Here is a 15893-nt window from a genome sequence, read left to right on the forward strand (position 1 = left end):
TTATGGAAAATTTTGTCGCCATAGATTTTGAAACAGCAAACAATTATCGTAATTCTGCTTGTGCTATTGGGATTGTAACTGTGACGGATAATGTGATAACGGATGAATATTATACACTAATTCAACCACCTTTAAATCAATATAATTATCATAATATATTGGTTCATGGAATTCGTCCAGAAGATACAATAGATGCTCCTACTTTTGAAGATGTTTATTTTGAAATCAAGCATCGTTTACAAAATCAACTTGTTGTTGCGCATAACGAATCCTTTGACCGCTCTGTTTTGAAAAATACAATGGAGTTTTACAACTTGAATTATTCTAATTTGAACCTTTCAGAAAAATGGGAATGTACGTACAGAATTTTCAAACAGAAAGGAATTGTTCCTACAAAATTATCAGATTGCGCGCGTCGATTTAACCTTTCACTTAACCATCACGAAGCTTTATCTGATGCAAGAGTTTGTGCTCAATTATACTTATTAAAATAATATTTACTAAAAATTCATCTAATTAAACGATTAAAAATAACTTTATAATAAATTATAATTGTTTTATAATTAGCACTATATCCATTTACAAACATTTACAAATGTTTACAAATGCTTGTAAATGGAATTTTGAATAATTATTGTTGTTATAATTTCAAACCAAAATAATAATTATGTCAGTACAAACTTTTAAAGAATTACATAACCAAAATTATCCCCTTGTTATTGCAAACGTATGGGATTCGATAAGTGCTAGAGCTGCAGAAAAAGCTGGTTTTTTAGCTATCGGTACTTCTAGTCATGCAATAGCAAATATGTTAGGTTATGAAGATGGGCAAAACATTTCTTTTTACGAAATGTTATATATTATAGAAAGAATTTCTAAATCAACTTCTATCCATATTTCTGCTGATATAGAAAGCGGTTTTACTGATGATCTGGACACATTAAACGATTATATTGAAAAATTAGTTGATATTGGTGTTGTTGGAATCAATTTAGAAGATGGTAATACTGATGATGAAAAAAGAGAATTATCAAATGAAGTTGTGCTTGAAAAAAAGATAAAATCCATCAAGGATTATTTAAAATCTAAAAATAAAAATGTTTTTATAAATGCACGCATTGATACTTATACAACAAAAATAGAGCATACATTGGAAGAAACAATAAAACGTGGAAAATTATACAAAGAAGCTGGTGCAGATGGAATTTTTGTACCATTGATTGAAGATAAAATTGAAATTCTAAAAGTTATTAATGAAGTTGATTTACCATTAAATATTTTTATTACACCAAAACTAAATTCATATAAAATAATAAGTGAACTAGGTGTTCATAGAATTTCAAGTGGAAATAAAGTTCATCACAAAGTAACTGAATTTACTAATGTTTTCTTTGAAAGATTAATAGATTCAAAAGATTTTTCAAGTTTACTATAGCTCCCCTACTCTTATAAAATAGATAATACAAAATAGAATCAACTAATTGATTCTATTTTGTATTAAGTAAATATTAATCTAAATCGTCTAAAACAGATTTTAAAATATTACAACCTTTGATGATATCTTCGTCAGAAATATTAATTGGTGGAGTAATTCTTAAATTCTCTATACTATACATCAAAAAGAAAAGAATTAAACCTCTATTCATACATTCTTGTTGAACTCTTAATGTGTATTCTGGTGATGACAACTCTGGTGCTAACATCAATCCTTTTCCATGAATTTTCTTAACTTTCGAATGATTTAAATTTTCTCTAAACAGTTGTTCTTTACGATCAATATCTTCCATCAATTTTTCGTCATCTAACACATTTAGCAACTCTAAAGCAGCGGCAGCAATCACAGGATTTCCTCCAAAAGTTGTAATGTGTCCTAATTGAGGATTCTGTTTCAAAGAAGTCATAATTTTATTAGAAGTCATAAACGCACCAACAGGTAGACCACTTGCCATTCCTTTTCCCATCGCTACAATATCTGGTACAACACCAAAATGTTCAAAACCAAAAAGTTTTCCTGTGCGCCCAAAACCTGGCTGAATTTCATCCATAATTAATAATGCACCAACTTCTTCACAACGTTTTTTTAACTTGATAAAGAAATCATTCTCTGGCAACCTAAAACCAGAAGCCCCACGAATACTCTCAACAATAACACCTGCTGTTTCTTTGGTGATTTTTTGTAGATCTTCTTCATTATTGAAATCGATAAAATAAACTTCTGGTAACAAAGGTCTGAAAGCTGCTTTTTTTCGTTCATCTCCAGAGACACTCAAAGAACCATGTGTATTTCCGTGATATGCATTTCGAAAAGAAATCAGTTGACGACGACCTGTATAACGTTTAGCCAGTTTCAGCGATGCTTCAATCGCTTCAGTACCTGAATTTACCAAATAAACTTGATCTAGTCCTTCTGGTGTTAAATCAACCAATTTCTTACATAATTCAACTGGTTTTTCTTGCGCATATTCACCATAAACAGCGACATGCATATATTTGTTTACTTGATCTATAATTGCTTGATTAATTCGCGGATGGCTATGTCCAAGTGTATTGACCGAAACGCCAGCTACAAAATCAAGATAGGCTCTTCCATCTTTTCCATAGATATAAGAGCCTTTTGCGTAATCAACTTCAAAACCAGAAGCAAAATTTGTTGTTTGAGCTTGGTATTTGAAAAATCCTTCTTTTAATGTTTCCATTTTATTTTAATAATAAAAATGCAGCAACTCCACCCATTGCATAAGCAACAACAGTAAGAGCATCTGATTTACCTTTTGAAAATTTTCTTATTTTGAACGATGAAATATCGTTTTTATGAAACTTCAACTCTTTTTCAGTTCCTTTCACTACAGCATATAATGTATCTGCTTTCCATTGCTTTGCCTCTATTGTATATTCTTTTCCTTGCGAATCTACTTTATAAAACTGATCCGTTTTAATAACATCTGTCAATTTAATTGTAGAAGGATCTATCGCTACTTTATCTTCAATATTAGCTTGTTGTTTAGTTTTTAATGCTTCAACTTCTTCTTTGCTAATTTCAACTGAGGAACTAGCTGCATTTTGATTTGGATTTTGACGCGCTCTTCTCAAATCAGAAATATTAGCTTTAGAACGGCTTCTTTCATTAGAATTAGCTGAATGATTAGTATTTTTAGTCATTTCTGCAACATATTCCTCGGGATCAAATGTTTGGTATGTATAACAACTTGACAATAATAAAATAGATAATATAATAGATGTAGTTTTCATTTATAGTTTTAGAGATTAAACGATTAATTTATGAAAAGATTATTTCGATTCGATAAAAATATCTCGCCAAGTATTTAATCGTTCAGAAATTCGCCATTTGAAATCTGGTAAATAACGCATTTCTTCAGGAAATTTAGATAAAGGATACATTTTTCCATCTGATTTTATTCGACATGCAACCAATTCAACATCTTTTCCTACAACATCAACTTCTATAATCCCACAATATGAGATATTAATCCCATAACGTTCTTTTTCTTTTGTTTTCTGATCTGTATCATCCATATAAGTTAATGCTACAGCGTTTTCTTCCACATTAATAAAGTCTATTTTATCATCTTGAAAAAGAACTGTCAAATATTTTCCTTTGATCTGATGAAATTCATTTTCAGTAAGCGAATCTACTTTTGCGATTACAAATGCATTATTGAAAACTTTCATTGAATCAATTTTTTCTGTTTTAGCATTTGTATATGCTTCGATAAAATTCCCAGTAACTTGATTATCTCCAGACCAAAGAATTGGATCTTTATAAAATTGCATTAATCCTTTTGTTTGATTATACACCAAAGAATCTGCTTTTCCATTCGCATTCGATTTGTAAAAACGTGCTTTATGAAACGCTTTCACAAGAGATGTAGAATCTACATCATGACGTTTAACCGCCAACAAGGTATCAGCACTAATATAAAGAGAATCTTTATCAAATGCTTTTACAGCATAAGCGTTCTTAGTAACAAAAGCAGAGTCTAAATATTTAAATGCTTCACCGTAATCTCCTTTCAAAAATCTTTTTTCAAGTGGGTCATCAAGATAAACATCTCCTTCTCCTTTTCCAAAACCAGTCTTATCATTAAAATAAAGATTTTTAGCTGTTAAGGTTTTGTTTTGATAGTATACTTTTGAATTATTTCTTAACCAAGCTTCTCCAGTTTTTTTATTAAAGTCTCCATCAGAAGTAATGATATATTGTGACGGATCGTTTCTACGCGTTATTTTAGAATAATCACGGAAAGTAGTAATTCCTGTAATATCATTTGTTGTCATTTTTCTCGAATAAATTGTATAATCTTTATTCGTAATAAAAACTTCTGAGCCAAAATTGGCTGATTTAGATTTTACATTATATACTACATTTCGTCCTTCAACTAAAGTTCCATCTGAACCAATTGTTTTATATGTATCATTCACAATGATATTTCCTGTCAATCGTTCATAAATCATTTTTTCTGAACTAATTTGTTGAGTTGGAGTTTTAACTTCTACTTTTCCTATTCCTGTTGCAATTTCAGTTGTACGATTATAATCCATATAATCTGCGGTAATACGAGAACTAGGATCCGTTAAAACAACATCTTTAAAAGCTTTGGCTATGGTTGTATTAGCATCATATTCCATTTTATGCGCCGTAATTGTTTTATCCTTGCTTACCAAACGAGCATTTGACCAAACAACAGCCAAATTTTTATCACGATACAAAACTGCACTATCAGCAGTAATTACATCACCTTTATACTCAATCAAAACATTTCCAGAAAGAAATTCATTTCCTTCAAAAAGCTTTGGATTACGTTCAACTAAATCAGCGTGTTTTAACACAACTTTTTCTTTTTTAGGTTTTTGTTGAGCAAAAACACTTAAACTTATAAAACATGATAGTAATAAAGCTACTTTCAACTTTGTTTTATTATTTATATTATTAATTAACAAGTATTTATTTTTTAGTTTTACTTATATTACACTTATAAAAAGTGCTAGCCAAAATTAGTGTTATTTTTTTAGTCCTAAAAATTATTTATTACGTTAAAACATGCTTGATTACTTAAAATTTTCATAATAATTATCTTTATTTTTAAAATTAATTCTATTTAAAAAAATCTCTATTATTTATCTAATTCAGTTTTAAAATCCTTAACTTCATACTAAATCTATTTAAAATATACAATAATGCCTAAATATCAAAATGTATTAGACTCTCCAAATACCAATACTATTTTTATGATTTGGAATTTCAAAGAAAATACAGATTACAAAACTGTTTTTAAAAAGCTTTGTTCTTTAGTTATTAATCTTAATCATAGTGCTAATACACGTTTCCCAGAAACACAATCTAGTGTTGTTTTAGGAATTAGTTACGAAGCTTGGTTAAAATTAGATTTACCAAAACCTTTACCTAGAGAGTTAAAACCTTTTGTTTCTATCAAAGGAAAAAAACATGAAGCAGTTTCTACAAAAGCCGATATTCATTTTCATATTCGTTCAAACAATCAAAGTTATTGTGTTGACATTGTATCTAATTTAACCGATTTATTGAAGGATGTTGCAACTTGTCAAGAAGAAATCCATGGATTTCGATATTGGGATGGGCGTAGTATTTTAGGTTTTGTTGATGGAACTGAAAATCCACAAGATAAAGAAAGAATAACTTTTGGTTTAATAGGTAAAGAAGATTCTAATTATCAGAATGGAAGTTATTTATTTGTACAGAAATATCTCCATGATATGCAAGCTTGGAAAAATTTACCAATCTCAGAACAAGAAAAGATTATTGGAAGAACAAAAGTAAATGATATAGAAATGGATGACGACGAAAAACCTTCTAATTCTCATTCAGCTTTAGCCAATGTTGGTGATGATAAAAAAATAGTTCGTGATAATATGCCTTTTGGTAATATATCAACAAATGAAATGGGAACATATTTTATTGCTTATGCTAGGAAGTTTAGTATTGTAAAAGAAATGTTAGAACGTATGTTTATTGGCGAACCTGTTGGAAATTATGATCGAATATTAGATTTTAGTAAAGCAAAAACTGGAACATTATTTTTTGTTCCTTCTTTTGATTTGTTAGATCAACTCTCTGATTAATAATATAAAAAGACCTTTAACAAAATTGTAAAAGGTCTTTTATATTCTATATAATCAAGCTTATTTATTTTTTCGTGTACCGTAGAAATATAATGAATGATTATCAATTTTGATATCAAAAACTTCTTCTATTGTTTGTTTAATCGATTGAATTCGAGGATCACAAAACTCTAATACCTCTCCAGTATCAGCCAAAATAATATGATCATGATTTTTATCGAAATATGATTTTTCATAATGAGCTTGCTGGTCACCAAACTGATGTTTACGTACCAATTTAGCATCCATTAATAACTCAATTGTATTATATAATGTAGCACGACTAACGCGATATTTCTTATTTTTCATTTTGATATACAACATGTCAATATCAAAATGGTCATCTGTAAAATAAATTTCCTCTAAAATAGCATAACGCTCAGGTGTTTTACGATGTCCATGTTCTTCCAAGAAATTTGTAAACACTTGTTTTACTACTTCATAATTACTTGATTTTACTGATTCGTTTGTCATATAAAAAATTTGTGTAAATATAGGTATTATTTCTATATTAAAGTAACGATAATTTCTTCAATTAGTATCAATTTTCTATCTGTTTATAATATAATTCTATAATTATCCTTATTTTAACAATAATCCTTTTTTGAAATAATATAATCTTTTAAAATTATTTTATCCTTTACGACACAAAGGTTAACTTTGCAAAAGATGGAAGAAAATTATTTAGAAAAACTAAACGAACCACAGCGATTAGCTGTAGAAGCAACTGAAGGTCCTGTAATGGTTATTGCTGGTGCTGGTTCTGGGAAAACAAGAGTTTTAACCTATCGAATTGCACATTTGTTAAATAAAGGAGTTGATGCTTTCAATATATTATCCTTAACATTTACCAACAAAGCTGCCCGAGAAATGAAAGAACGTATTGGACATGTAGTTGGCGAAGCGAATGCAAAAGCGCTTTGGATGGGAACATTCCATTCTGTTTTTGCGCGTATTCTCCGTGTTGAAGCACCACTTTTAGGTTATCCATCAGATTTTACAATTTATGATCAACAAGATGCTGTTTCGGTAATGACAAAAATTATTAACGAAATGCATTTGGACAAAGATATTTACAAAGCAAAACAAGTTTTGGGAAGAATTTCTCAATACAAAAATAACTTGATTACAGTTAGAGCTTATCATAACAATCAAGCATTGATTGAAGCAGATAATGAAGCAATGCGACCTCGAATGGGTGATATTTATAGAGCTTACGTAGATCGTTGTTTCAAATCTGGCGCAATGGATTTTGATGATTTATTGTTACGTACCAACGAAATTTTGACGCGTTTTCCTGAGGTTTTAGCAAAATATCAAGAACGTTTCAAATACATTATGGTAGATGAGTACCAAGATACCAATCATTCTCAATATTTGATTGTAAAAGCATTAGCCTCTCGTTACGAAAACCTTTGTGTAGTTGGTGATGATGCACAATCTATCTATGCATTCCGTGGAGCAAATATTCGAAATATTTTATCATTCAAATCAGATTATCCTGACGCGAAATTGTATCCATTGGAACAAAATTATCGTTCGACGCAAATGATTGTGGAAGCAGCGAATCAGATTATCAAACAGAATCAAGATCAATTAGAAAAAAATGTTTGGACAGCGAATGAAACTGGTGAAAAAATAGCCATTTATCGTGGACTTTCTGATGCTGATGAAGCGCGCTATATTGCTACGCAAATTTGGGAAAGACAGATCAATGAACATCTTCAACCAAAAGATTTTGCTATTCTTTATCGCACAAATGCGCAATCTCGTGCGTTAGAAGAAGCCTTGAGAAAAAGAGGAATTCAGTACCGAGTTTATGGTGGAACCTCTTTCTATCAGCGCAAAGAGATTAAGGATATGGTTGGCTATATGCGATTATTGATTAATCAAAATGATGAAGAAGCTTTATTACGAACAATCAATTACCCGGCACGTGGAATTGGTCAAACGACTATTTCAAAACTTTTGGTTGCGGCAGATCAACATCAAATTAGTTTATTTTCTTTGATTGAAAATATTGCAATGTATGCGCCAACAATTGGTATAAATGCAGGAACAGCAAACAAACTGAATGATTTTGTATTGATGATTAAGCGTTTCCAAGTGATGTTAAAATCGCATGACGTGTACGAAGTAACGATGGAAATGGCGAAAACAACTCAATTGTTAAACGCATTAAAAGAAGATTCTACACCAGAAGGTGTTTCTCGTTTAGAAAACGTTCAAGAATTGTTAAACTCGATTCAAGGTTATGTAGAAGAACAACAACAATTAGACGAAGGAGATGCTTCTTTAGGTGGTTTCTTAGAAAATATTGCTTTGGCAACTGATGCGGATAACGAAGAAGATGACGATAACAAAGTCAATTTGATGACCGTTCACTTAGCAAAAGGTTTAGAATTCCCTGTTGTATTTATTGCAGGTTTAGAAGAAAATCTTTTCCCTTCTATGATGAGCGTTAACACACGAGCTGAATTAGAAGAAGAGCGTCGTTTATTTTATGTTGCCTTGACGCGAGCTGAGAAAGTGGCTTATATGACCTACTCTGTTTCACGTTTTCGCTGGGGAAAAATTATCGATTGCGAACCTTCTCGTTTCTTAGAAGAAATTGATGGCAGTTTCTTGGATTGGAAAAATCTGAATATTTCTGTTAGAGCTTCAAACAATAGTGGTTTATCTGCTGATTTATTTGGAGATGAACCTACTCCACAACAATATCAACAACGGGAAAAATCGGTTGCAAGACCTAATCCAAGAGCTCGTATAGAACCTGCTCAGCCAAGGTCAAATTTCAAACCAATTAATCAAACAAAAAGTAGCACTTCATCAACAGCAAATACACAAGGTTTACAAGTTGGTCAAGTTGTCGTTCATGATCGTTTTGGGCGCGGAGTTGTAAAAGATTTACAAGGAGAACCGTCGGATATGAAAGCAATTATTCATTTTGATAATGCTGGTGAAAAGAAATTATTATTAAATTTTGCGAAACTAAAAATCATTCGATCATAAAAATAAAACAGAAGAATGTTACAATTATTTGTAACATTCTTCTGTTTTATTTTCAACTATTTAAATACTAAAATATAAACCTAAACTTTAATCATTAGTTAATAAATCCTTTAAAGTATTAAGTATAAATTGTTCAAATCTTTTGTTAAAAAAAAGAAATAATAAATATCATATATTAAGATTTTTTTAGCATTTTAGCACCACAAATAAACACAAGAACAAAAATTTTATACTAAAATGGATGATATCATCAATCTCGTAAGTAGCTACGTCTGGTCATATGCTTTAATTGGACTTTGCGCTTTAACAGGAATTTACTTCTCTATTCGCACCGGATTTCTACAAATCGTTTATATCAAAGACATGGTTCGTTTGCTATTTAGTGGCGAAAAATCAGATAAAGGAATTACTCCTTTTCAAGCCTTTTCTTTAGCTATTTCAGGTCGTGTAGGAACAGGAAATATTGTTGGAGTTGCTACCGCAATTGCTATGGGAGGACCAGGAGCAGTCTTTTGGATGTGGTTTATCGCATTCTTAGGAAGTGCATCTGCATTCATAGAATCTGCTTTAGGACAAGTCTACAAACAAGAGATAGATGGAGAGTATCGTGGAGGACCATCCTATTACATCGAAAAAGGTTTAGGGATTAAATGGTACGCAGTTTTATTTGCAATCATTACAATTATGAGTTGTGGATTATTATTACCAGGCGTTCAGTCGAATAGTATTTCATCTGCTTTGAATAATGCGTTTGATATTCCAGTTTATGACTTTATTGGAATTCCAATCAACATTGTAGGATTTGTCATTATTGGATTATTAGCCTTGATTATTTTTGGAGGTGTAAAACGTTTAGGACAAGCTTCTGAATATATCGTTCCATTTATGGCAGGCGCTTATATTTTGATGGCAATCATTATTATTGGAATGAATGTTCATCAAATACCATCTGTCTTAAGATTAATATTTTCGTCAGCATTCAATCAAGAATCTCTTTATAGTGGAGTTTTTGGATCTGCAATTGCTTGGGGAATAAAACGTGGAATTTATTCTAACGAAGCTGGTCAAGGAACTGCTCCTCACGCGGCGGCGGCTGCAGAAGTGAACCATCCTGCACAACAAGGTTTGGTACAAGCTTTTTCTGTTTATATCGATACATTATTTGTATGTACAGCAACTGCTTTTATGATTTTATTTACAGGAAAATACAATGTGAATCATCCAGAGAAAGCGGGAAGTTTCATTACTCAAAATCTTCCTGACGTAGATTATACAGGTTTTACGCAAGCAGCTGTTTCAAGTCATTTTCCTTCATTTGGGAATAGTTTTGTCGCTATCGCTCTGTTTTTCTTTGCGTTTACAACAATTATGGCATATTATTACTATGCTGAAACAAATATCACATACATTTTCAAGAAAGGAAATAGAAAAGTATATGTTTGGATTTTGAGAGTTTGTTTTTTAGGTGCTACTTATTATGGAACAATTAAAACTGCTGAAACTGCTTGGGCAATTGGTGATATTGGTGTTGGTCTGATGGCTTGGGTAAATGTTATCGCTATTTTATTATTAAGCGGAGTTGGGCTTAAAGTCTGGAAAGATTATAAAGACAAACGTAAAAAAGGAATTAAAAACCCTGATTTCAATCCAATTGAAATTGGAATTAAAAATGCAACTTTCTGGGAAAATAAGAATAATTAAAAAAAGGTGTCTCTTTTGAGACACCTTTTTTTAATTATTCTTATTCACTAAATACCTTTATTAAATATTCTTTATATATTGTTTCGTAATTATTGATTCGTTCTTTTGTCGCATTCTTTTCTAAATCATGAAAGTGAAAGCCATCAACTTTTTTCATTCCTGTGAATTGATTCATTTTATGAAAACCAAATAAAACACCTTCATCTACAGAATGTTTATCAAAAAATTCTCCTTCCATTGTAAAAGCTGTTTCTGGCGCATTCCAAGTTGTGTTTACCATATACTTTTTTTTCTGCATCAATCCTCCTGTTCCATAATTTATTTCTGGGTTTTTATGTGAGCGTCCATCATTTTTATAAATTCCATTATTATGTCCAGCAGTAAAAACTTCATCTATATAATACTTTAATCGGTTTGGAACCTGAAACCACCAAATTGGAAAATGATAAATGATAAAATCTGCCCATTTAAAGTTTTCTACTTCATCAAGAGGATTAAATTCATTGTTAATATTTGTCATTCGAAAATCATAACCTTTTTCTTTCAAAAAAACTATTATCCAATTATTTAATGTATTATTAAATGCACCTCCTGAATGAGCGAATTTTTGTCCTCCATTGATAATGAAAATATTCATATTTATTATTTTTATTATTGATAGTGCAAATTTCTATCATAATATTAAATTATAAAAATAATTTAAATTGTATATTTGTATCATAATAATTATAGAATGAGAAAACAATATCATTTTCGAACAATTAAAAATCAACTCTGTGCTTGGGATGTTGATAAACTAATTTTACTTACACAAAATATTAAACCTAAAAATGTCAATCTAGATAATATTCGTGAATTAGATGAATCATATTGGTATAATAATATAGAAGATATTCCAACTTGTCGTTCTATTTCTGAACATATAAAATTAGTAAATGAGGCTGACCTTTACTATCCTATTATTATTTGTCCTGAAGGAAAATTAATGGACGGGATGCATCGTGTAGTAAAAGCATATCTGACTGGACTAACATCTATTAAAGCCTATCAGTTTGATCATATTCCATTACCAGATTATATAGGAATAAATCCTGATGATTTACCATATGATTAACTAAAAAAATAGAATAATGCATTGGAATTTAGAATGGCTGAGAACTTTTAAAGCAATATATGAAACGGGAACTTTATCTGCAGCAGCACAAGAATTATTTATTTCTCAACCTGGTGTTAGTCTTCATCTTAATTCTTTAGAAGCATACACAGGAACTAAATTATTTGATCGTTTAGCACGGAAGATGGTACCAACAGAGAAAGGAAAAATTTTTTACAATTATATAATTGATCCTTTAAAAAAATTAGAAAATGGTGAACAACATTTCCATAAAAGATCACAAAATGAACGTATAACGATAAGTGTAGGAATGTGTTTTGAAACTTTTCAGTATACTTTAGAAGAACATATTGCAGAACTACCATTTAATTTAATCATAAAATTTGGGGAATATCCTCAAATGCAACATGATTTAGATAATGGATTATTAGATTTAATTATCACACCAAAAAAAGGAACACAACAAAATATTTTGTATGAATCTTTTTCCAAAGAACGAATTGTCCTAATTGCAGGAAATAAAACAGATACTTCTGAAATAGAACAATTAATAGACACTTCTGAAATAAAACAAGTTGCAGATTTATTAAAACAACAATTATGGTATAGTACAGCTGCTGATATGACTCACTTACGTGATTTTTGGACTAACAATTTTGGCGAACACCCTGATTTTAGTCCTAATTATATTGTACCAAATATTAGTTCTATTATTAGATGTTTAAGTGATAATTCAGGGTTTTCGATTGTTCCTGATTTTTTATGTTCAGATGCTTTAATTAACAATAAAATTAAAATTGTTTGGAAAGGGTTAAATCCTGTTGAAAATACGCTTTATTTTGGAACAAGAAAAAAAACAATGTATCAACAAGAAATTAATCAATTAGAAAATTTATTGAAAGAGAAGTGGGAAAATTAATCTTATAAACTAATTTTAAAATTATATAATACTTTATATCCTCAATCTTTGGAAATTTGCCTTATAAAATTACTGTTATGAATTTACAAACACTTAATATTCCTATACTTAATTTAGATTCTGAGCAACAAGTTTCTAAATTAAATCAATTAATTTCAGAAGTTGAAAACTTAGATAGTTTTTTAGTTGATTTAAAAAATAAAACAGTGACACTTACAGCAAAAAAAATACCTAAAGTTGCTGGAAAAGTTTATGAAATTTTAAAACAAAATAATTTTAAAATTGATTCAGTAGAAAAGTCATATCCTGTTCTTAATATGACTTGTGCTTCTTGTGCAAGCAGCTCACAAGCAAATCTAAAACGTCAACCTGGTGTAGTAAATGCAGAAGTTAATTATGGAAATGGAATGGGAAAAATTGAGTACATCCCTACTCTAATTTCTCCAGAAAATTTAAAAAATGCTTTAATAGAAGTTGGCTATGATTTGGTTATTAATGAGTCTAAAAATCAAGATGAAGAAATAGAACAGCTACATGAAGAAAAGTATAAATCTCTTAAAAATAAAGTTATTTGGGCGTTAATCTTTGGCTCTCCTCTATTTATTATCGGAATGTTTTTTATGAATATGCCTTACGGAAATTATATTATGTGGGCACTTTCTACTCCTATTTTATTCATTTTTGGAAAACAATTTTTTATTGGAGCTTGGAAGCAACTTAAAAATAAATCTGCTAATATGGACACCTTGGTTGCTCTGAGTACAGGTGTAGCTTATATTTTTAGTGTTTTCAATACATTGTTTCCTGAGTATTGGCACAGTAAAGGTTTGCATTCACATCCATATTTCGAAGCTGCAGGATTAATAATCGTTTTTATATTGATTGGTAAATTAATGGAAGAACGTGCGAAAGGAAATACCTCAGAAGCGATAAAAAAACTCATAGGATTACAACCTAATACCGTTTTAGTTGTGAAAGAAGGAAACCAGCTTGAGGTAAAAATTGAAGATGTTCAAATTGGAGATTTAATTTTAGCAAAACCTGGAGATAAAATTGCAGTTGACGGAATTATTGTTTCGGGTGAATCTTTTATCGATGAAAGTTCATTAACAGGAGAACCTATCCCAGTCGAGAAAGGGATTGATGCGAATGTTTTTTCTGGTACTTTAAACCAAAACTCACCTATTCAATATAAAGCCTTGAAAGTTGGGAATGATACACTTTTAGCTCAAATTATTCAATCAGTTAAAAATGCACAAGGAAGTAAAGCGCCAGTTCAACAATTAGTAGACAAAATTGCAGGAATTTTTGTTCCTATTGTGATAATTATTGCTATTTTAACATTTATTACGTGGTTAATTTTAGGCCAAGAAAATGCTTTTACAATGGCACTTCTATCAATGATTACTGTACTTGTTATTGCTTGTCCTTGTGCACTTGGATTAGCAACACCTACTGCAATTATGGTTGGAATGGGAAAAGGTGCTGAACAAGGAATTCTAATCAAAAATGCCGAAAGTTTAGAATTAGCAAAGAAAATTGATACAATTATTTTAGATAAAACAGGAACAATTACAGAAGGCAAACCGAAAGTTCAAGAATTAACTTGGTTTGATGATTCTGCTAAAAATGTGCTTTACACAATTGAAAGTAATTCTCAACATCCTTTAGCAAAAGCAATTACAGAACACATTGGTAAACAAGATATTTTACTTGAACTAAAAATTGAAGATGTATCTGGAAAAGGATTAAAAGCTAGTGTTTTAGATAAAATTTATTATGTTGGAAAAACAAGTTGGATAGCTGAATTGAATATTCAAATAGATGAAAAAGTAGAACAAGCAATTCAAGATTTTTCAACCAAAAATTATACAACTTCTTTCTTTGGAGATGATGAAAAAGTTCTAGGATTAATTGGAATTTCGGATGAAATAAAAGCAACTTCTGTTGAAGCTATTAAAGCTTTTCATGAAAAAGGAATTGAAGTTTGGATGGTAACTGGTGACAACGAATTCTCAGCAAATGCGATTGCAAAACAAGTCGGAATTGATCAAGTTGTCGCAAATGCCTTACCAAATGATAAAATGAATATCATAAAAGATTTACAACAAAAAGGTAAAGTTGTCGCGATGGTTGGTGATGGAATTAATGACAGTGCGGCATTGGCTCAAGCTGATGTTTCGATTGCAATGGGAAATGGTTCTGATATTGCGATTGATGTGGCAGAAGTTACGTTGATAGGTGGAGATTTAACTAAAATCGATCATGCAATTAATTTATCGACACAAACAGTCAAAACAATTCATCAAAATTTATTTTGGGCATTTATTTATAATGTAATTGGAATTCCAATCGCTGCTGGAATGCTTTATCCAATTAACGGATTTTTATTAGATCCTATGGTCGCTGGTGCTGCAATGGCTTTGAGTAGCGTAAGTGTTGTAACAAATAGTTTATTGTTAAAGTATAAAAAGATTTAGAAATTTCTAAAATATCCACAAAAAAATCGACTAAATATTTAGCCGATTTTTTTTGCCTCATAACAAACGATCATCCCAATTATAATCTTCTAATTCTTTGATTTTAACCTTCGAAGAAAAATCAGAATGTTTGGTATTTATTAAATAATTATATTCTTTCGGAATGATTGATGATGGAACTTTCATTACCAAATATTTAAAATCTTGATACCAAGTAGAACCAATTTCTTGTAACTCGGGATAAGCCTCTACAGATTGCCAATTTTTAGGTAATTTAGATTTTTTAATTTCATAAATTTCATCTTCTTCACAATTAATTTCTATCACTAATAATTTGTATGAATTATCAATGTTAATAGAACTTCGATGTACCACCAATTCTAAAGTTGAGAGCGCACGAGAACTTCCTGTATAAATAATAAATTCATCATTTTTATTCCATCTGTTGGCAACTCCAGAAGCTTGTAATGATTTTGTGTATTTAGCCTTACGTATATTGTAAACAAACATT

At 30.3% G+C, this 15893-nt stretch carries 14 protein-coding genes; 8 read left to right on the forward strand and 6 right to left on the reverse strand.

Going from position 1 to position 15893, the window contains the following annotated elements; all coding sequences use genetic code 11:
- Window positions 1-2: 2 nt before the first annotated feature.
- Complete coding sequence (locus E4J94_RS10825; RefSeq protein WP_135835825.1) at window positions 3-494, forward strand: 3'-5' exonuclease; 492 nt, start codon at window positions 3-5, stop codon at window positions 492-494.
- A 173-nt stretch (window positions 495-667) separates the two neighbouring features.
- A complete protein-coding gene (locus tag E4J94_RS10830; RefSeq protein WP_135835826.1) occupies window positions 668-1435 on the forward strand; it encodes an isocitrate lyase/PEP mutase family protein in 768 nt (255 codons plus the stop codon).
- Between the two features lie 73 nt (window positions 1436-1508).
- Here E4J94_RS10830 and E4J94_RS10835 read toward each other — a convergent pair whose 3' ends face one another.
- Genes E4J94_RS10835 through E4J94_RS10845 form a run of 3 tightly spaced genes read right to left on the reverse strand, consistent with a single transcriptional unit; the run spans window position 1509 to window position 4926 of the window.
- The gene (locus tag E4J94_RS10835) at window positions 1509-2696 is read right to left on the reverse strand and encodes an aspartate aminotransferase family protein (protein ID WP_135835827.1); all 1188 of its coding nucleotides are present in this window, start codon (window positions 2694-2696) and stop codon (window positions 1509-1511) included.
- 1 nt (window position 2697) lies between these two features.
- Complete coding sequence (locus E4J94_RS10840; RefSeq protein ID WP_135835828.1) at window positions 2698-3249, reverse strand: hypothetical protein; 552 nt, start codon at window positions 3247-3249, stop codon at window positions 2698-2700.
- 39 nt (window positions 3250-3288) lie between these two features.
- The gene (locus E4J94_RS10845; protein WP_246034306.1) at window positions 3289-4926 is read right to left on the reverse strand and encodes an OstA-like protein; all 1638 of its coding nucleotides are present in this window, start codon (window positions 4924-4926) and stop codon (window positions 3289-3291) included.
- A gap of 270 nt (window positions 4927-5196) precedes the next feature.
- Between E4J94_RS10845 and E4J94_RS10850 the strand changes: the two genes are divergently transcribed.
- On the forward strand, window positions 5197-6117 hold the full coding sequence (locus tag E4J94_RS10850; protein ID WP_135835829.1) for a Dyp-type peroxidase: 921 nt from the start codon (window positions 5197-5199) through the stop codon (window positions 6115-6117).
- Between the two features lie 60 nt (window positions 6118-6177).
- Here the strand turns inward: E4J94_RS10850 and E4J94_RS10855 are convergent, their stop codons facing one another.
- A complete protein-coding gene (locus E4J94_RS10855; RefSeq protein ID WP_135835830.1) occupies window positions 6178-6630 on the reverse strand; it encodes a Fur family transcriptional regulator in 453 nt (150 codons plus the stop codon).
- A gap of 195 nt (window positions 6631-6825) precedes the next feature.
- On the opposite strand from E4J94_RS10855, the gene E4J94_RS10860 reads away from it, so the two are divergent.
- Together E4J94_RS10860 and E4J94_RS10865 are read left to right on the forward strand one after the other, a co-directional pair.
- Window positions 6826-9168 (forward strand): ATP-dependent helicase, encoded by a 2343-nt coding sequence (locus E4J94_RS10860; protein ID WP_135835831.1) that lies wholly within the window; start codon window positions 6826-6828, stop codon window positions 9166-9168.
- Window positions 9169-9405: 237 nt separating this feature from the next.
- Window positions 9406-10869 (forward strand): alanine/glycine:cation symporter family protein, encoded by a 1464-nt coding sequence (locus E4J94_RS10865; RefSeq protein WP_135835832.1) that lies wholly within the window; start codon window positions 9406-9408, stop codon window positions 10867-10869.
- Between the two features lie 40 nt (window positions 10870-10909).
- Here E4J94_RS10865 and E4J94_RS10870 read toward each other — a convergent pair whose 3' ends face one another.
- Window positions 10910-11506, reverse strand: coding sequence for an NAD(P)H-dependent oxidoreductase (locus E4J94_RS10870; RefSeq protein WP_135835833.1), 597 nt, complete (start codon window positions 11504-11506; stop codon window positions 10910-10912).
- Between the two features lie 96 nt (window positions 11507-11602).
- Between E4J94_RS10870 and E4J94_RS10875 the strand changes: the two genes are divergently transcribed.
- From E4J94_RS10875 to E4J94_RS10885, 3 genes are all read left to right on the forward strand, one after another.
- The gene (locus E4J94_RS10875) at window positions 11603-11983 is read left to right on the forward strand and encodes a hypothetical protein (RefSeq protein WP_135835834.1); all 381 of its coding nucleotides are present in this window, start codon (window positions 11603-11605) and stop codon (window positions 11981-11983) included.
- Between the two features lie 16 nt (window positions 11984-11999).
- Window positions 12000-12902, forward strand: coding sequence for a LysR family transcriptional regulator (locus E4J94_RS10880; protein WP_135835835.1), 903 nt, complete (start codon window positions 12000-12002; stop codon window positions 12900-12902).
- A 77-nt stretch (window positions 12903-12979) separates the two neighbouring features.
- Window positions 12980-15382 (forward strand): heavy metal translocating P-type ATPase, encoded by a 2403-nt coding sequence (locus E4J94_RS10885; protein ID WP_135835836.1) that lies wholly within the window; start codon window positions 12980-12982, stop codon window positions 15380-15382.
- Window positions 15383-15439: 57 nt separating this feature from the next.
- Here the strand turns inward: E4J94_RS10885 and E4J94_RS10890 are convergent, their stop codons facing one another.
- The gene (locus E4J94_RS10890) at window positions 15440-15892 is read right to left on the reverse strand and encodes an RES family NAD+ phosphorylase (RefSeq protein ID WP_135835837.1); all 453 of its coding nucleotides are present in this window, start codon (window positions 15890-15892) and stop codon (window positions 15440-15442) included.
- Between the last annotated feature and the right edge of the window lies 1 nt (window position 15893).

This window comes from Empedobacter tilapiae (assembly GCF_004785645.1).
Taxonomy (GTDB): Bacteria; Bacteroidota; Bacteroidia; order Flavobacteriales; family Weeksellaceae; genus Empedobacter; species Empedobacter tilapiae.